This window comes from Candidatus Alcyoniella australis (assembly GCA_030765605.1).
Lineage (GTDB): Bacteria > Lernaellota > Lernaellaia > JAVCCG01 > Alcyoniellaceae > Alcyoniella > Alcyoniella australis.
In genome coordinates this window covers 1-18,231 of record JAVCCG010000035.1, presented here as the reverse complement: position 1 = coordinate 18,231, position 18,231 = coordinate 1, and the positions used below count along the sequence as shown (strand labels likewise).

General features: G+C 60.2%; 11 protein-coding genes. 9 read left to right on the top strand and 2 right to left on the bottom strand.

Annotation, left to right across the window (positions count from 1 at the left end; genetic code table 11):
• Positions 1 to 36 precede the first annotated feature (36 nt).
• The 6 genes from P9M14_04050 to P9M14_04025 are packed head-to-tail and all read left to right on the top strand — an operon-like array spanning position 37 to position 12,334.
• Positions 37 to 2,031: a radical SAM protein gene (locus P9M14_04050; GenBank protein MDP8254899.1), complete on the top strand. Its 1,995-nt coding sequence runs from the start codon at positions 37 to 39 to the stop codon at positions 2,029 to 2,031.
• Entirely contained in the window at positions 2,028 to 4,166 is a 2,139-nt protein-coding gene (locus tag P9M14_04045) for a glycosyltransferase family 39 protein (GenBank protein MDP8254898.1), read from the top strand. Before P9M14_04050 ends, P9M14_04045 begins: the two co-directional genes overlap by 4 nt.
• Complete coding sequence (locus tag P9M14_04040; GenBank protein ID MDP8254897.1) at positions 4,163 to 6,181, top strand: glycosyltransferase family 39 protein; 2,019 nt, start codon at positions 4,163 to 4,165, stop codon at positions 6,179 to 6,181. The genes P9M14_04045 and P9M14_04040 overlap by 4 nt, the downstream gene beginning before the upstream one ends.
• Complete coding sequence (locus P9M14_04035; protein MDP8254896.1) at positions 6,178 to 8,163, top strand: glycosyltransferase family 39 protein; 1,986 nt, start codon at positions 6,178 to 6,180, stop codon at positions 8,161 to 8,163. Before P9M14_04040 ends, P9M14_04035 begins: the two co-directional genes overlap by 4 nt.
• Positions 8,163 to 10,058 (top strand): radical SAM protein, encoded by a 1,896-nt coding sequence (locus P9M14_04030; protein ID MDP8254895.1) that lies wholly within the window; start codon positions 8,163 to 8,165, stop codon positions 10,056 to 10,058. The genes P9M14_04035 and P9M14_04030 overlap by 1 nt, the downstream gene beginning before the upstream one ends.
• Positions 10,055 to 12,334, top strand: coding sequence for a GDSL-type esterase/lipase family protein (locus tag P9M14_04025; GenBank protein MDP8254894.1), 2,280 nt, complete (start codon positions 10,055 to 10,057; stop codon positions 12,332 to 12,334). The genes P9M14_04030 and P9M14_04025 overlap by 4 nt, the downstream gene beginning before the upstream one ends.
• A gap of 6 nt (positions 12,335 to 12,340) precedes the next feature.
• Here P9M14_04025 and P9M14_04020 read toward each other — a convergent pair whose 3' ends face one another.
• Positions 12,341 to 14,065 carry a hypothetical protein gene (locus P9M14_04020; protein MDP8254893.1) on the bottom strand — a complete coding sequence of 575 codons (1,725 nt, stop codon included), beginning with the start codon at positions 14,063 to 14,065 and terminating at the stop codon, positions 12,341 to 12,343.
• A 33-nt stretch (positions 14,066 to 14,098) separates the two neighbouring features.
• Positions 14,099 to 16,477 (bottom strand): PAS domain S-box protein, encoded by a 2,379-nt coding sequence (locus P9M14_04015; GenBank protein MDP8254892.1) that lies wholly within the window; start codon positions 16,475 to 16,477, stop codon positions 14,099 to 14,101.
• A 163-nt stretch (positions 16,478 to 16,640) separates the two neighbouring features.
• Here P9M14_04015 and P9M14_04010 point away from each other — a divergent pair, with 163 nt between their 5' ends.
• The 3 genes from P9M14_04010 to P9M14_04000 form a co-directional block, all read left to right on the top strand.
• Positions 16,641 to 17,387 (top strand): YebC/PmpR family DNA-binding transcriptional regulator, encoded by a 747-nt coding sequence (locus P9M14_04010; protein MDP8254891.1) that lies wholly within the window; start codon positions 16,641 to 16,643, stop codon positions 17,385 to 17,387.
• Between the two features lie 79 nt (positions 17,388 to 17,466).
• The gene (gene ruvC / locus P9M14_04005; protein ID MDP8254890.1) at positions 17,467 to 17,952 is read left to right on the top strand and encodes a crossover junction endodeoxyribonuclease RuvC; all 486 of its coding nucleotides are present in this window, start codon (positions 17,467 to 17,469) and stop codon (positions 17,950 to 17,952) included.
• Between the two features lie 46 nt (positions 17,953 to 17,998).
• The coding region (locus tag P9M14_04000) for an OB-fold domain-containing protein (protein ID MDP8254889.1) at positions 17,999 to 18,231 on the top strand (233 nt) is incomplete at its 3' end.

The window sequence follows — 18,231 nt, the reverse complement described above, 5'->3', positions numbered from 1 at the left end:
ACAAGCCCGGCCTTCTGGTAAAAACACACGGATATTATGAGCAAATCACCCTTGCGAATCTGCGGCCTGATGGCGATCGGCGAACAGGACTATACGACCTTCCGGCCGCTGTGTTTCGCCTCGCTGGGCGCCTACATTCATCGCGAGCTCGATGGAGTGCGCCTGCAGGTGGCCGACAGCCTGGAGCAGGTCATCTCGCTGGCGCCGGACCTGGTCTGGATCAGCTCGGGCTCGATCAACTTCGGTCTGGCGCGCAGCATGGCCGTCCAAATCAAGGAACGCTTAGGTGTGCCGGTCTGGATCGGCGGTGTGCATATCACGGTAATGCCGCACACTCTGCCCGAGGAGTTCCAGATCGGAGTACTGGGAGAGGGTGAGTTGACAGCGGTCGAGCTGCTGCAACTGGTGCAGTGGAAAGCGCTGGACCCCGAGATGCTCAAAGACGTCAAGGGCATCTGCTATCACGACGAAGACGGCGGTGTATGCGTGAACCAGCGCAGGCCGCTGGTCGAATCGCTTGACGATCTGCCGATGCCCGATCGTTCGTTGGTCGGGTACAAGGGCGAGCCGGCCTATATGTTCACCAGCCGCGGCTGTCCCTACGACTGCTCCTTTTGCTCGTCACAGGCGTTTTGGGGCAAGTATCGGGCGCATTCGGCACAGCGGGTGATCGAGGAAATCGAGCTGCTGGTCGAGCGCTACGACTGCAAAGAGATCCACTTTTTTGACGACCTGTTCATCGCGCGCAAACAACGTCTGGAGCAGATCGCCGATGGTATCGTGCAGCACGGTTGGCACAAAGAGATCTCGTTCTCGTGTACGATCCGCGCGAACCTCGTCGATCGAGAGGCTCTGGAACAGCTCAAACGAATGAACATCAAGCGCGTGACGTTCGGTGCGGAATCGTGTTCCGACCCGGTGCTGCGCTACCTCAAGGGCGATTCGGTCACCGCCGAGATGAATCAGCAAGCCCTCGACCTGTGCTTCGATTATCAAATCAAGGTCGGCCCCAGCTTTATTAAGGGCGCACCCGATGAGAGCACGGAGGATCTGTTCACCACCTATGAATTCATCCTGCGCAACCTGCGCGATCGCAAGATCGATTACTTTGAGATGCACACTCTGACGCCGTTTCCCGGCACCAAGATCTGGGACCAAGCTCTGGAGCGGGGCCTGGTGTCCGAGCAGATGGATTTCGAGCAACTGCGCTACCCATGGGAGCGGTTCTACATGGGGCGCAAGCTACCCAAGACCAACTTCTACTTTTTCGACGATCTGACGCGGCTGGGCCAGCGGATGATGAAGCTCAACGAGATGATGATCGTCGGACTGCTCGACGTGACCGACTTGGCGGGCAACGCCGACGGGCCGCAGCTCGCAAAGCAGTGGGCCCAGCAATGCCTGGCCACCGGTTTCTTCGACAAGCTGATCGCGGTTGATTTCGGGCTCTACGATCCAACGCCCGAGATCTGCGATGCGCTCGAGCCTTTGCACGTTCAGCAGGTCGGCCGCAAACACCTGCATCGCATTCCACGCGATGGGTGGAAAAAGACGCTCACCGCCTACTTCAAGGCGACGGCCGACTTTGATCCCGAGCGGCTCAAGAGCATCATCTGGCACCACTTCCTCGAGGATGCGGACTACACGACCCACGCGCCCACAGCGCATTTCATGCCCGAAAATGCATTCGCGCGCAACCTGCTTGTATTCTCGGAGCGCGCGCTGATGGTCAACCGCCAAGCTTACTTCGAACAGACCGTACCCGGCGAACCGTTCCCCGATATTCGCGACATCCTGCAACGCAAGCACTTCCGCCTCAGCATCTTCCGGCCCGAGACCGACCCCTGGCTGAGCTTCAGCCCGGCGCGCGGCGTATTGGCCGGAATCCTGAGCAACAATTGGAAGCTCGATCGCATGCACGGAGACAAGCGCGAACGCAGGCACCGGATCATCGAGCAACGAATGATCGACGACGAACAGACCCTGGCCCAACGTGAGGCCGAGGCGCGGAGCAAACGCGGTCGCAAATGAGAGGCGAGCCCGCGGGCGCTGAACGAACAGGGCGGCGCGCCGCCTGGTCCCTGGCCGGGATAATAGCCCTCGCCGTTGGTCTACGGCTGTTTGCGCTGACCCGCCAATCGATGTGGGACGACGAGATCAGCCAAGTGATCGTCGCCTCGCAAAGACTCGACGTAATCTGGCAACGCATGGCGCTGATCGATTCCAACCCGATGCTCAGCTATACGCTGCTCAAGGGCTGGATGGCGCTGGGGCTGGTCTCGGATTTCGGCTTGCGCCTGTTCTCGGTGCTGCTGGGCAGCCTGACGGTCTATCTAAGTTACCTGCTGACCCTGCGTCTGGCGGGCAGGGCCGAGGCGCTGGTCACGGCATTGCTCGTCGCCTGCAGCCCGATGCTGATCTTCTTAAGCCAGGAAGTCCGCTACAACGCGCTGGTGATCGCACTGGTGCTGGCGGCCCAGATTGCGTTTGTCGGTCTGTTGCATCGTCCGCGTTGGAGTTCTTTCGCCGCACTGGTGTTGTGCGGCACAGCCGCGATTTACACCCACTATTTCGCCTGGCTGGCAGTGGCCTCATTTGCACTGATCGCACTTGCCCAAGGCTATGTGGTTTCGCGCGCAGCGGGCAGGGGAGCCTCATCGGCCGCAACACTGCTCGGCATTGCCCAATCCTCACAGCTTGCGGCTCCCAAGGCCTTCGGCCTCTCCGCGGCCAACGCCTGGATTTCCGCCCTACGGCGATCAATCCGCGCCGCCGGACTGGCACTGCTGGCCGTGGCGCTGATCGGCCTGGCGTTTTTACCCTGGGCCAAGATGTTCTCAATGCAAATCCTCAAGGGCACGCCGTGGCTCACGCCGCTGCCCACGCTGCGCGGGATATTCAACATCGCCTCGCAACTAATGCTAACGCCCACTCCTGATCGCACTTTCGGGCTGATCGAACCACTGCGTTCGCTGATTGATTCGGATTTCCATGGCTACGCGTTGATCGCCGCGCTGGTGATGCTGCCGATCTGGGGACTGGTGGCGCTCGGAGTGCTGCTGCTGCGTCCCGAACGTCAGCGCGTGGGATCGATCCTATTGCTGGGCGCAGTGCCGACCTTGGGCATTATCGGCGCAGCATTGGCCATGCACGTTTACGAGGCGCGCTACGCAGCTCCCTATTTACCGCTGGCCCTGCTGCTGATCTCGGTGGCGCTGGTCGGACTCTGGCGTAAGGGGGGCGCAACCCGCGTGCTGTGCGTCTGCCTGGCGGCCTATCTGGGCCTGACCACTGCGGCCAGCTTGCGCGAGTACTACTTTCATCCGGACTACGCGCGCCAGGATTGGCGCGGCGTCGCACGGTTGATCGAGGATCAGGCCGAGGATCAGGACTTCATCGCCTACTACCATCTGCTCAAGGGAATCCCGTTCAATCGTTATTACCAGGGGCATAACGAACAGCACTGGCTGATCGGATACAACGAATGGGACCTGCCCGACAGTGTCTACGTCCCGCGTTGCGAGCAGCTGGCAGCGCAGCTGACCGCGTCGGGCGGCGCGCTGTGGCTGATCGATTACCACGGCGAGTTCTATGATCCGCCCGGGCTTGACGGCCGCGACCGCCTGGGGCGCGCCCTGGCGCGGGCCGGGTACGTCCCGCAGGTAGTGCACTGTGAGCGCTACGGACTGCGGCGCTTCTGCGTCAAGCGCTTTGAGCACGATCCACAGCAGTTGGTTGCGGGATTCAGCTCGCAGATCGACTTCAGCGGTCCTCACGAGATGCTGCAGCTCGCAGACGGCTGGTTCGACGAGGTGCTCAACGGATTTCGCTTCATCGGACCGCAGGCCGAGCTGCGGCTGCGCAATATCGATCCGCCCGGTCAAGCGTTGATCGAGGTCGAGGTTTACATTGCCCGCGAGCTGCTCGACGGCCCGTTGCGCCTTGAACTGCTGGTCGACGGGGAGCCGACGGCCTCGCGGCTGATGGACAGCAGCGGGATTTACACTGTGTCGGGCGAAGTTGATACGAGCGCGATGGGCGAGCTGATCGACGTCACGCTGCACGCCGACCGCTGGTTCGTTCCGGCCGAAGTCGGATTTCCAGGCGATTACTCCGTCAAGTCGCTGCAGGTGCGCAACGTGGCTCTGCGAAAGGCGGATCGATGAAAATCGAGAGCCGCGATATTCGCACGGCCGCGTTCTACGCGCTGTTGGCCGGGTCAGCCTTCGCCCTGCGGATGCACGATATCGGCCAGCAGCCGATGTGGACCGACGAGGCCACGACCATCGAGCCGATCCGTCGACTGGGGTTGCTGCAATTCCTCTCGCTACAGGCTTCGATCGATCCCAACCCGCCTCTTTATCACCTGCTGGCATACTTGTGGGGACGCCTGGGCAGCTCCGTAGAGTGGATCAGGGCTTTCTCGGCGGTCTGCGGCGCGCTGAGCGTGCCGCTGGTTTATCGGCTGGGTCGCGAAGCGCTCTCGCGCCCGGCGTCGCTGTTGGCCGCACTGTGGCTGATGATCACTCCGCTGCACGTACACCTCTCGCAGCAGGCGCGCTACCCGGCGTTCCTTGGGCTGTGCGCTGTACTGAGCATGCTCTACCTCGTGCGTTCGATGGACGGCGGAACGTCCGTCGACCGACGACGATTCATTCTGTTTAGCGCGGCGATGCTCTATACCCACGCCTTCTCCGTGCTGGTGATCGCCGTCGAGCTGCTGGTGACCATCATCTACTGTAAAAAGGTTAAAGGCCTGGGGCGACTTGCGTTGTCCTGGCTGATGGTCGGGTTGCTATTTGCGCCCTGGATCGGCCACGTAATGCAGCAGGCCAAGGCTTACCACGGAGTGGTGTCGTTGCTGCCGCTGCCCCTGGTCCTGACCATGACGCCGGTCTACCTGACCATGGGCTACACCGATTGGCATCCGCCGCTACGCCTGCCGCTGAGTGTCAGCGAGCTGTTCGGTCTGGACAAGCTCGATATAACTTTGCACCTGACGATCCTCACCCTGGCGCTGTTGCCGTTCCTGGCACTGTGGGGCGTAGGCGCCCTTCGCGGACGCAAGCGCGAGATTGGTCATGGTCTGATCAGACTCGGTCTGCCGCTTGGCCTGCTGATGCTGATCGGCGCGATCGTCGCGGTGACGCTGGGGCTGGAGCACGGTTGGTTGAACAAACCGATCAGCCTGTTCAAGCCTTACTATTTGGTGGTGCTGCTTCCCATGGCGTGCCTGCTGTTTGCCTCCGGAGCCGAGGCGGCCTGGCGGCGCAGCCGATTGGCGGCGATGCTGCTTGTCTGCGTCGCGGCAATCCCCACCTGGTCCGGCCTGCGCGAGTATCAGCATCCGCTGATTCTCAAGGAGGACTGGCCCGGGGCGGCCGAGCTGATCGAGCAGCGGGCGCGCACCGGTGACGGCGTTCTGCTGCCTAATCGGCTCAACGAGCTGTGTTTCGACAACTACTTCGACCTGCACATTCCAATGCGTACGGTGACCGGGTTCCATCCTATGCCCGACGGCTCCGAACCAGTGGCAATCGACGCCCAGGCCGTGGACGCGGCATTCGAGCAATATATTTCAGGGCTCGAGCGGGTCTGGATCATCAGCGCCTACCCCGAGCGAACCGACCCGCAACGGTTGCTGCGACAGCGGATCGATCAAGAGCTGTATCCGATCGGCTGCGATAATTTCCGCGGAAACGATCCGCAGCTTGAGCCGCGCTTCAAGCTCGAGCTCTACACCACACGGCCCGAGGTGCTTTGGCGCGAGTTCACACCCTGCATCGATTTTATGCAGGATGATTTCCACTTCCTGCAACTCGACGATGGTTGGAGCTCGGGTGGTGAGCAATGGCGCTGGATCGGTCCGCGGGCCAAGGCTTGGCTGCAATGGACCAAGGGCGCCGATCGGCTCTCGGCGCAGATCTTCGTCGACACCGGTCACTTCGAGCAAGTGCCGTTTTTCGTGCATTTGACGGCAGAGGGCAGGGTAGTCAACAGCCTCTACGTCACAAGCACCGGGATATTTGATATCCAGGGCGTGCTTCCAAGCGACCTGAAGTGGAGGCCGATTCTCGAGGTCGAGCTGATCTCCGAGCAATTCTTCATCTCGAACCACGTGTACGGCGACGGTGATATGGAGCCCAAGTCGATCAACGTCCAGCGGATTGAGCTGCAATGATAGCGAACGGCCCCACGACTTTGCGAAGGCTGAAATCCGGTTTCGACAACAGCCGGGGCACGCTGGTCGGCGTACTGTTGATCGTTGTTGTCGGCGCCGTGTTGCGCCTCTACAAGCTGGGCTATCAATCGTTATGGACCGACGAGGCGCTGACGATCTACGTCAGCCAGTCGCGCCTGATGTCGCTGTTGCAATTCCAGTTACACGACGCCAGCCCGCCGCTTTATTACCTGGTGATCGGCGGCTGGACGATGTTCATAGAATCGGATTACTGGATCCGCATCTTTGCCGCGCTGTTCGGCATCGCGGTATTGCCCTTCATCTACTTCCTGGGCCGCGAACTTTTTGGACGACGGGTGGGAATGCTGTCAACGGCGCTGTTTGCGCTGTGGCCGCTGCACGTTTACTACAGTCAGGAGAACCGCTACCAAAGCCTGTTTGTGCTGCTGGTGGTGCTCAGCTCGCTGGCCTATTTGCGAATGATGGTTTCGTTGCGGCTAAGCTCATGGGCGGTCTACATCGCGGCCTCGGCCTTGGGGATGTACACCCATTACTACATGCCGATGGTGATCTTCGGCCAGACCATGGCGACGTTGCTCTATTTCCGCAGTCGACGCGCCTGGTTGCTGCAGGGCCTGGCCCTGCTCGCCATCGCGCTGGCGTTCCTTCCGCAGTTGCCGTTGTTCATGCTACAGGCCGGCTTCGAGCAGCAGCGCGAGACTTTCCCGCTGATTCAACGCTTGATCATTTTGCTGGGATTCATCGTGTTCGGCGGCAGCGAATGGAGCATGGCCACGCTGCCCTACGTCAATCTTGATCCGGGCGTTAAAAGCTATACAGCGGCCGCCTTTGTTTTGGGCGCTCCGCTGCTGCTTTCGATCGCCCTGGGGGCCTGGCGCGATTTTCGGCATCCGCGCCATCGCGGGCTGATCGCGGTGATGGTTCTGCTGCCGATCGTCATTTTGCTGTTGCTCGCCTCGTTCAAGCAGGTGTTCCGACCCAAGTACTTTCTGTGCTGGATGCCGTTCTTCGCGATTCTGGCCGCCGGTGGGTTGTCCCTGCTTTGGCATCGCAGCCGGCCGGCCGCGTCGCTGCTTGCCACGGCGGTAATTGCGCTGTTGCTCGGCTCGACGCTCAATATCTATGATGGTCCGAACTATCGGCGTGAGGCATGGCGACATGCGGCGTTTGAGATCAGCGAACAGGCGCAACGCGGCCGCGATTGCGTGGTGGTGCTCAACCGCTATTCCAGTATCGCCTTCTTTCACTATTTCGACGGTGAGGTGCCGGTAATCCCGATCCTTGGAAACTTCACCGAACCTGCGAACATTCCGCAGAAGGTGGTGCAACAGCGTTTGGAAAAGCTGTCGCAGTATTTCGAGCGGATGTGGCTCGTGTTGTACCAGGAGCAGATCTGGGATCCCGAGCGCGCTGTGCGCAATACTGCGGAGCAGATGTTCCAGCAGGTCGAAATCAAGAACATCCCCCACGATCCGCGCTTCGATGTCGCGGTCTATTCTCTGGAACGTGATCGTCAAGGGGCGGGCCTATCCAGCTGCGTCGATTTTATCGACGACGCGTTTTCTCGCGAACAGTTGCTCGACGGATGGCTGCGCGAGATCGAGAATCAGCGCTGGATCGGACGCTCGGCCGAGGTTAAGCTCAAACATCACCAACGGGAGCCGTTCGTGCAGTCGATCTTCTACTTCTACGCTCCGTACTTTCAAGACCGCACGACGCAGGCCTGTCTGACGGTCGAGGGGCGGGACGTCAACTGCCGCGATCTTGACCAGACCGCCAATTACTGGATTCACGGAGTGATCCCTAACGACCTGCTCGATCGCGACGTGTTGCGGGTCGGACTGCGCTTCTCCGAGGGATTCATCCCCGATGAGGTGCTGCACGATGGCTACACCGAGGAACTGACAGTGCTCGTGCAACGCATTTGCATCCAGGATGCTGACGAGCGGGTGTCTCAGTGATGAAGCTCGGGCTGTTGCTCAGTCGCGAGCCGGGCGACTTGTCGTGGTACCACCCGTTGGGCCTGGGCTACCTGGTGTCGTACCTGCGCGCAGCGGATTTGGACTTCGAGCCGCTGGTGACCGACGACGTCGAACGACTGATCCGCTGGAATCCCGACGTGGTCGGAATCTCATGCTCCTCGGCAGCCTACGGTCGTGCCGTGGACCACGCGGCGCGGATTCGCTCGAGACTGGGCGTGCCGCTAATCATCGGCGGCGTGCATATCTCGACATGTCCGCAGAGCCTGCTGCCCGTTTTCGACCTGGCGGTGATCGGCGAAGGCGAGCGGACGCTGCTCGAGCTGCTGACAGCGCTAAGGCACAGCGGTCGACTGCAACGCGAGGAACTGCGCTCGATTAACGGACTAGCCTGGCTTGAAAACGGCGAGCTGGTAGAGACTCCCGGACGCGCGCTGATCGATCCGCTGGACAGCGTACCGTTGCCGGACCTCGATGCGTTGGGCTACACCGGCGGTCCGGCACACGTAATGACCAGCCGCGGCTGTCCGTTCAAATGCGCATTCTGCTCTTCCGCTGTGCATTGGGGCGGCTACCGTTCGTTCGGCGCGCAGCGGGTGGTCGACGAACTGCAACGGCTGGCTGACAACTACGGCGCCACCGAAGTGCACATCTACGACGATTTGTTCACCGCCGACCGTAAACGGCTTGAACAAATCGCCGAACTGATGGACGAACGCGGGTTGATCGGCCGGCTGAAGCTTTCCGGCGCAGTGCGCGCCGACTTGACCGATCCACAGCTGGCGCTTTTGCTCAGGCGGATGGGATTTGAGCGCATCACTTTCGGCGCCGAGTCGTGCTCCGGACCTGTGCTCAAATTCCTCAAGGGCAACGTCACTCCCGAACAAAATCAGCAAAGCGTTGACAGCGCGTCCGCGGCCGGAATCAAGACCGGGCTGAGCTTCATCGTCGGAGTGCCCGGCGAGACCCGCGAGGACGTGCTGACGACCTATCGCTTTATCAGCCGCAACATGCTTCAGCGCAAGATCGACCAGGCCGACGTCAACATCTTGGCTCCGATGCCCGGAACGCAGATCTGGCAAATCGCCCTCGATCGCGGGCTGGTCGGCCCGCAGATGAATTTCGAGCTTCTGCGTCGTCCGTGGGACGGGCTGCTGCTGGAGCCGAGCTTCGAGCGCCACGGCCTGGAATACTTCCGTTGGGATCGCACGGTACGACGCATGGTCGAGTTGTTCGGCAGGCCGATTATCGGCCTGACAGGGTTCAGCGTCTCCGGCCGGGAGTCGGCACAGGATTGTGAGCTGCTGGGCAGGATCCTTAACACGCTCTATCTGATCTCCACCGAGTCGCGTAATCCGCAGGTGGTTAAAGGGCAGGGGGCCGACCTGGTGATCTGCTCGTGCGACGACTGGTACCGCACGTCACGCGAGCTGATCGACAAGATCCCCGAGGCGCTGATCGTGATCGCGGACGATGCACGGACCCTGGTCCGCGACGCGGAGCAGGTCGGTCGGATGCTCTGGCGCTCACATCTTGCGGGCCTGGACCTGCTCTCATCTCAACAGATCTGCGTCATGTCGATTGCGGCCCTGGCCCGGGCGTGCGACCCATCCCCGAGCCGCTTGCTCGAGCTGGTTGAAAACGTTGATCTCAGCGGATTGCAAATCGAGATTTTCGACGATCAGCTCGACATCGACCCGTTCAGCCCGTCGAATATCGACCGCTTCGAGGTCGGAGAAGCCACGTTGAGCGAGGTGCTCGGCGCATATTCAGACGGCTTCCTGGAAAAGCAGCGCGCCTTGAACCTGGAGAGCGAGCTGCGCGCACGCGTAGCACAGCTCGAAGGGCTGATCCGCAACGGACAGAAACAGTCTTGAAAAGCAGACTAATCGTACTCCGACGGATCTTCAGCGTGGCCTTGTGCGCATTGCTGCTGGCGCTGATCGCATCCAGCGCACATACGGCCTGGGTCGAACAAGGAACCGGATTAAACGCCAAGTACTGGCGCTATCAATCGCTCTGGGATTCGCGCAAACCCGCTGAACTCGGCGGATTCAAACCCGAGCCCGGCGCGCGATTGCTCTATCCGGATATGTATCACGTGCGCTCGCTCTACCAGCGTTCGACTCTCGAATTCACGGCGCAACAAGCACGTGGGATAGCGCTGGAGGTTACCGGCGTGAGGAGCGGCAAGCGCTTCCGCTTCGAGCTGGGCCCGGAACAACAGGCGTTACTGCAGCCGGGACGTCACACCCTGAGCCTGGACACCAACGGCAAGCAGTTGGGGATGATGCTCGACGGAGAGTTCGTTGAACGCGTGGAGAGCATTGACGACTATCTGCGCGACCTGGTGATCGAGCTGGGCGACTCGGAGTTGGAACTTATCAATTTCAGGGTTTACAACACGATCGCGAACACACTATCGGAGCAGACCGATTTTGAACCACGACGCGTGCAGGTGCTGGGCATGCTGCCGGTCTGCGCAGTGGCGGCGATCATCGGCGCGCTGTTGCTGTTGCTGGACTTGCTGCTTGTCTCGCGTCTCACTGTTCGTCCGTGGCGCGAGATACTGGACAAGCTGGCGCTGCATTATCTGCCGCTGATGATCGGTCTGCTGATCTGGCAAGGGCACACCGACCAGCCGATCGTTCCGCTGACGGGGTTGGCGATTTCGTTATTTTTGCGCGCTCGTAGCGCGATTCTTGTAAGAGGGCTGTTCAGCGTTCGCCACAGGCTGACCTCGAGCTCGCGAATCTGGCAACGCCGCATCGATGCTCGCGGCATGGTGCGCTGGTCCGTTGCCGCCTTGGTGCTCGGTGCGTTGTATGGTCGTGCGGCGCTGCCCTACGACCTGGACGCGCCCGAGCTGCTGTCCGCCTGCGCCGCCTTGCTCTGGGCCTTTGCCCTGGGCTACGGCACGCTGCTGGCCGCGCTTGGACGCTTCGGCGGTCACGAGGTCGTGCGGCGCTACCTGTGGACCTTCTCGCCGCTGGCGCTAACCCTGCCGTGGGTTGGCTTGTCCATGCCGCGTGCAATTGTCGGTCCGGTGCTGCTGTGCGTGTTGCTGCTGCAGTTCACATTTCTCACGGCCAACCGCAGCAGGCTGCGCGGCTACGGACTGTTGATGAGTCTGTGGCTGGTAGTACTGGTCGCTGGATTCGAGCTGTGGATGCGCAGCGAACCGGCAATGCGGCGCTGGGAACAACCGATGGGGCTGGGCAGTGGGTACGTGCCGGACGATTCGTTGTTCTACATTCCCAAGAGCCTGTTCGTCCGTCGCGAGGATTTTCAGATGCGCGACGATTTCAAGGTCCATCGCGAGGTTAATTTCCGCAGCGGCGTGATCCCCTTTGACAAGCCGCCGGGTGTTTTTCGCATCATCGTTATCGGCGGATCCAACGTCTACGGCGACGGCGTCGACGAGTTGAGCGACGTTTTTACCGAGGTGCTCGAGCGCCGACTGAACTCCCACGGAGCGAACGTCGAGTTCGAGGTAATCAACTCCGGGGTCAGCGGCTACAACTCGTTCCAACTGATGATCCTCGACCACGAGTACCTGTCGCGCTATGAATTCGACCTGAGCATCCTCTATCTAAATCGTAACGACCTGATCCACGACGAGGGGCCCTACACCTACCGCGAACTGCACCGAATGATGCAGCGCGGCGAGCACCGCAAGCGCTGGGTGCCCGGGCTGCAATCGCTGCTGCGTCAAAGTTTCGTCTACAATTATTACACCGACCTGGTGGTGCGCATCCGGATGTGGATCGTGCGCAGCTACAGCCCGAGCGTGGGCATCAGCAAGAACGTCAACCCGCCCGAGGACTATGCGCAGAACTTGCGCGAGCTGATCTCGCAACAACGCGGGCGCGGCGCGCAAGTGATTCTTGCGGCCGAATACTGGGGTGAATCCGCAGCGCGCAATATGGACCTTAAGGGAGTTATCCCGCAGCAGCGGGAACTGATGCAACAGATCGCCGAGGAGACGGGTGTGCCGTTCGTCGACGTCTACGGCTATCTGCGCAATAACTACGAGGTGGCGCAGATCGTGTTCGCCCACGACTTGGTGCACTGTAACCAGGTCGGCCACCAGGCGATCGCCGAGCTGCTCGAACGAACGTTGATCGAAAATCGACTGGTGCCGATCGACTAGCTGAAGTTACTTGACCCGGTAGCCCGCGATCTGCGGATCGTTGTTAAAGATCCAGGCTACGACTTCCCCAATATGGATTTCGTCGTACAGGTAGGCGTCGCGCGTAACGTACTCACTGGACCACTTGCGGCCCCGGTTGTAGTGCGAGCGCAGCATCTGGCGCATTGTCTTTTGCCACCAGGCCATGTGCTCGGGACGCAAGTCGATCCAGCCGCGTTTGGCCCAGCCATCGATGCTCTCTGGGTCTGAGGGAAGCTGCCATTCGCCCTTGAACTCCGGAACCTTGATCCGTTCGCCACGCCAGATATTGCGACCGTCGGGGTGCAGGATCGGAATGCCGATTGAGGTGATCGTCTCGCGGTGCGGACTGCGCTTGAGATGGTTGAACAACCGCCGTGAGATTTCCGCAGTCGGCCGATCGCTTTCGCCCTTCTTGCCCTTTTTACGCAGCATCTTCTCCAACGTGCCGTAGGTCTCCTTGAGCAGCTGCGATTCGAACAGGTACTTGGCCAGTTGGGGTGGACCAAGCTGTCCGATGGCCACCGACGGGCCCTTGACCGCCTCCAGCCTTTGGACCTCCTCCATTGCGGTATGGCGGATGAACCCGGCGCGGTAGCTGGGATTGAGCACCGAGCTGTCCACCGCCGAGATCACGTCGTACCCCGTGTTGCGGCCCAGCACCTCGAGCGAGACGATGTCGGCGATCTCCTCGGGCGTGACGAACTCCATCTGGTGCAAATGTGTGATCGCCTCGAACTCGCCGCGGCTGAAGATCCCATTCTCGCCGGTATTGACGCAGACCACCTGATATTTGCGCAGCCGCTCGAGTCCCTTGAGCGGGCTGAGGTCGAGCACGCCTTTCTCGTCGAGCTTCTCGGTTTGCGATTGCCTGACCCACAGCGGCCCGGAGCCGCCGGGCTGCTGCACTGTGCGATAGCCGATGTTCTTGTAGCCGATCATCGCGCCGGGTTTTATCTCTTTAATGATCGGCGTATCGGGCGAACGAGCGAGCAGAAACAACAAGCCGGTGTGCGCGAACCCGATCGACGTTTTGGCCATCAGCTTGGTCGATGGTTTGTCCTCGCCGTGGGTGTAGGGAATGTTTAGCCCCATCCCGCCGGTGCCGGTGGTGCCGATCTTGACGTAGATTCCGGTATGGGCTTCGCGGCAGGCGCGATAGAGCAGCATCACGTGACGCACCAGCTGCGGCACCAACGGAGTAAGCAGATGGACCTCGAGGTTTTTTATCACCTGCTTGGGTATCCGGTCTTTACTGTCGACTCCCTTGAGCCTCTCGATATCGTTCTTGACCACCAGCGAGCTGGTAAAGATGTCCTGGTAGGAGATGCCCGTGGCGGTGTTGACGCAATCGACGATGATCGCCGGCCGATGTTTGGTGATCAGCTTGACCATCGTCGAGCGGCCGTAGGCCGCGTCAGGCGGGCCGAAGGTGTCGTCGAACAGCGCCTCGCGGCAATCGTCGTCCTCAACAACTTCGCGGCGGCGGCGGTCGCATAGCTCGTCACGCACGAAGATATCGCCCCACGCCGGTTCGAAGCAGATATCCGGGAACTCTCGCAACAGTTCCTTGCAAGTCTCGCGCGCCTCCCCACGATGGAGGCTGGCGATAACCATTTTGGAGGGGGAGTGTCCGGCCAACGCTTTTGCGACCTGGATTCCGACGAGTCCGGCGCCGCCGAAAATTAAAACTTTCTGTCCCTTGATTTGCATTACACCTCCGCTGCAGGCGGGCAGGGAAGAATACTATTCATCTTTTGGCTGAGCAGGCAACCTTACGTAAATCGTGCTGCCCTCACCCAGTTTGCTCTCAACGCTGATCTCGCCGCCGTGCATGCGGATGAACGCCTGGGCCATCGGTAGACCGAGACCCATTCCACCTCCGTGCGAGGATTTGGAAAAGCGCTCAAACAGTTGATCGAGCTCGTCGGCCGTAATTCCGGGTCCGGTGTCCCTGACCGAAAGCGTTATCATGTTTTCCAGAGTGCGGACTCCGACTACGATTTCGCCGCTGGATGTGTACTGCACCGCATTGAGCAGCAGGTTGTGCAGCACGAGGTCGAGCTTGCGCCGGTCGGCGAAAATCTCAATGTCGCGACCGGAGACCAGATCGACAATGCTCAGACCTTTGGCCTCAGCCTCGGCGGTCACCGCTTCGATTACTGTTCTCACCGATTCGGCGAGGTCAAAGCGCGTAGGTTCCAGGCGGACCTGTCCGGCTTCGATATCGGCCATCAACAGAATCGAATCGATAAAGCGCGAGAGGCGCTGGGCGTCGTGGTAAATGTGCTTCAAGTCCTCGTGCACACGCCGTTCGAGAGATTGATCGGCCAACAGCATGCTGGAAAAACCGATGATCGTATTCAGCGGGGTGCGTAGTTGGTGGCTGACGTGGGCCACGAAATCGCCCTTGAGCCGGTCGAGCTCAAGCACTTGTTGCATCGCCTTCTCGAGCCGATGGTTGGCCTCGGCCAACTGCTCCGTGCGGCTGTGAACGATCCGCTCCAGATCTTCGGAGTGTCGTTTGAGCTCCTGTTCCAGACGCACGCGTTCTGACACGTCGCGCAGGGTAACCATCAGCGCGGTGGGTTGGCCCACCTCGTCGCGAACAACTGATACCGTAATGCCGGCAGGGAAGCTCTTCCCGTTTTCCGTTCGGTGCTCGACCTCTCCATCGAAAGCTTGCGGGCGCTTGAGCAGTCGCTTGATCAGCGCCACGACCTCGTTTCCGTTGTCGTGATGGATCTGTGCGAGAGTTTTCCCGATATATTCCTCAGCGCGCGACATCCCGTGCATTTCGACGTAGGTATGGTTGGCGTAGAGCAGTATTCCGTCGAGGTCGAACAGGGCGATCCCCTCGCGGGACTGTTCAACGGCCTTGGACAGCAGCTGGACCGTCTCCTCCAGACGTAGTTCCCGTGACAAGTCGTGGCAGACGAGCATCGCCCCTTCGCCGATGTCCGGCTCGTGGTAGGGGACCACACTGATCTGCAGGTCGACCCACAGTCCGGAACTGTGGCGGGCACGCAACGTCATCTCCGAAACCGCGGGATCGTCTTTTTGCTGGTCCAATTCGGGAAGTGTGATCCAGCGCACGCTGTCGATGTCGACCAGTTCGTCGTAGCGGCGGCTCGCCAGTTCGTGCGGTTCGTAGCCGAGCACTTGCAGCGACCGTGGCGAGGTGCGCACGATCCGGCCGTCGGCACCGACGTAGATCACCAGATCATAGAGGCTCTCGAACAGCAGCCTTTGGCTACGCTCGCTTCGTTCGGCCTCGATCGTACGTTTTGCAAGCTGCGAGGTCTGGGCCTCGATCCTGACGGCCATCGAGTTGAATACCCGGCTGACCATGGAGAACTCGTCTTTCCGGCGATCCTCGATGCGGTACGACATATTTCCCGAGCCAAAGGCCTTCATTCCGTTGAGCAGCGGCTCAAGCGGTCGGAACAGCAGTTTGCTAATCGAATATCCGATCGTTAAAACGAGCAGAACGATGAAAGCGGTAAAGACGATGATCTGCTGCGTCATGTCCAACCAGCAACTGATTATCAGCGATTCGGCCTGGATTGCGGGTTTGAGAAACTCGTCGGTGTAGACCGTGGCCGCGAGGATCATCTCGGTCCCGGTCACCGGCGTGCAGGCCATATATTTCTCGCGCTCCCGGGAGCCCTCGCGCCACATGTAGTACCCGCCGACCGGCTTGCCCTCCAACGATCGGCGGAACAGATCGAGAAAATCCTGGCTATAGTCGCCGGCGCCGAGCATTTGTGTATCTTCAATCCCTCGGTTGGGATGGAAGCGGCTGTAACCATCATTCGTATGCACAGCGGTATATCCGGTCGCGCCTACGCTTTGGATCGCCAGGCTTCTGAAACGCGGATCCTGTTGAAGTTGCGAGAGGGATGCCTCGGGAACGGAGTCGATATAGAGTTCGAGCTGGCGCGCAATATCCTCGGACTTATATTGAATCTCCCGTTCCAGGTTGACCCGAATCAAGCTGGTGTTTTCCGATACCAGGCGATCCTGCAGGCTGTTGAGCGAGAACAGGATGATAAGCGTCAGCCCCACGATCGGCACTGTCGAGATCGCGATCAGAACCAAGTGAAGTTTGAGACGCAGCCTCATAGGCGACCTTACGGCAGTGGGTTGCGAACCAGGGTAGAACCGCCGTATCTGCCCGATTTGTGTACAAAAAGGCTTGGCAAATTAATCGTAAGTATGCTATACAGTTCGCGCAATGTCAACGAGACCTACCTTCTTGCATCCGAGGTAAATAGGAGCGTTTTCGATGTCCGGCCATTCCAAGTGGAGCACGATTAAACGCAAGAAGGGAGCAGCGGACGCCAAGCGCGGCAAGCTGTTCACCAAATTTATACGTGAGATAACGATTGCCGCGCGCGAGGGCGGCGGCGATCCGGAGGGCAACCCGCGGCTGCGCACTGCGATCGATAAGGCCAAGGCCTCGAACATGCCCAACGATAACATCGATCGCGGGATTAAGAAGGGCACCGGTGATCTCGAAGGCGTCAGCTACGAGGAGATCGTCTACGAGGGATATGGACCGGGCGGCGTGGCGATCATGCTCGATGTGCTTACCGACAATCGCAATCGCGCGCTGGCTGACATCAGGCATATTCTTACCAAGAACAACGGCAACCTCGGCGAAAACGGCTGCGTGAGCTGGCTGTTCGAAAAGCGCGGTCTGATCCAGTTCGACCGCGGTTCGGTTGACGAGGACAGCCTGATGGAGGTGGCGCTGGAGGCCGGTGCCGATGATATCTCGGAAGACGAAGACGTGCTCGAAGTGCTTACCGAGCCCAGCGCAATGCAGTCCGTGCGCCAGGCGCTGGTCGAAGCCGGACTTGAGCCGGCGAGCGCCGAGGTGACGTCGATCCCACAGTCCACGGTCAAGCTCACCGGCAAACAGGCCGGACAAATGCTGCGGATGATGGACATGCTCGAGGATTGCGACGACATCCAGAACGTCTGGGCCAACTTCGACATCTCCGATGAGGAGATGGAGGCCTTGGGCTAGCCCGGATGCCCGGCCTGTTGCGGTTCGGTTTACCTCGATCAACAGACCCCGATAACATTTCAAGTCGAGATCTTCTACGATGATCTTTTTAGGAATCGACCCCGGCTCTCTGGTGACCGGCTGGGGAATAGTCGAGGAACAGGGATCGCGGCTGCGTCATATTGACAACGGTCTGATCCAGACCACTCCAGGCAGCAGCTTTGCACAGCGGCTGGACACGATCCACGGCGGACTGGTGCAGGTAATCGCGCTCCACGCGCCCGACGAAGCGGCCTGCGAGCGGATTTTCTATTCCAAGAACGTACAGAGTGCATTTAAGCTCGGCGAGGCGCGCGGCGTAGCCGTACTGGCTGCGGCCCAGGCCGGTCTCGAGGTTTTCGAGTACACGCCGGCCGAGGTTAAAAAGGCGCTGGTGGGTTATGGGCGGGCCGAAAAGCGGCAGGTGGCCAGGATGGTCACCTCGCTTCTGTCGTTGCCCGGCGAACCTGCCGAGGATGCGGCCGATGCCCTGGCGGTTGCGATCTGCCATATCAACAGCCGCAAGTTAAAGTCGTTGGGACGCTGATCTTGCGAGTTGCGGACGCCGCGGACCGCGTGTAGAATCGCGCCAAATGATCAGGACAATCCGCGGCAAGCTCACCTATAAATCACCGGACTACGTGATCCTGGACGTCAATGGCCTGGGCTATCGGCTCTACCTGCCGTTTTCCAGCTTTAGCGCCCTGGGTGAGGTCGGCGAACAAGTCGGATTGTTGGTGCACACTGTTGTGCGCGAGGACGCTTTTGATCTCTATGGGTTCGTCAGCGAGATCGAACGGCGAATGTTCGAGCTGCTGATCTCGGT

Bases quoted from the DNA above. Each gene is read 5' to 3' on its own strand.
- P9M14_04010 (MDP8254891.1), top strand. From the start codon at position 16,641: ATGTCCGGCCATTCCAAGTGGAGCACGATTAAACGCAAGAAGGGAGCA.
- P9M14_04030 (MDP8254895.1), top strand. From the start codon at position 8,163: ATGAAGCTCGGGCTGTTGCTCAGTCGCGAGCCGGGCGACTTGTCGTGG.
- P9M14_04015 (MDP8254892.1), bottom strand. From the start codon at position 16,477: ATGAGGCTGCGTCTCAAACTTCACTTGGTTCTGATCGCGATCTCGACA.
- P9M14_04050 (MDP8254899.1), top strand. From the start codon at position 37: ATGAGCAAATCACCCTTGCGAATCTGCGGCCTGATGGCGATCGGCGAA.
- P9M14_04020 (MDP8254893.1), bottom strand. From the start codon at position 14,065: ATGCAAATCAAGGGACAGAAAGTTTTAATTTTCGGCGGCGCCGGACTC.
- P9M14_04040 (MDP8254897.1), top strand. From the start codon at position 4,163: ATGAAAATCGAGAGCCGCGATATTCGCACGGCCGCGTTCTACGCGCTG.
- P9M14_04035 (MDP8254896.1), top strand. From the start codon at position 6,178: ATGATAGCGAACGGCCCCACGACTTTGCGAAGGCTGAAATCCGGTTTC.
- ruvC (MDP8254890.1), top strand. From the start codon at position 17,467: ATGATCTTTTTAGGAATCGACCCCGGCTCTCTGGTGACCGGCTGGGGA.
- P9M14_04045 (MDP8254898.1), top strand. From the start codon at position 2,028: ATGAGAGGCGAGCCCGCGGGCGCTGAACGAACAGGGCGGCGCGCCGCC.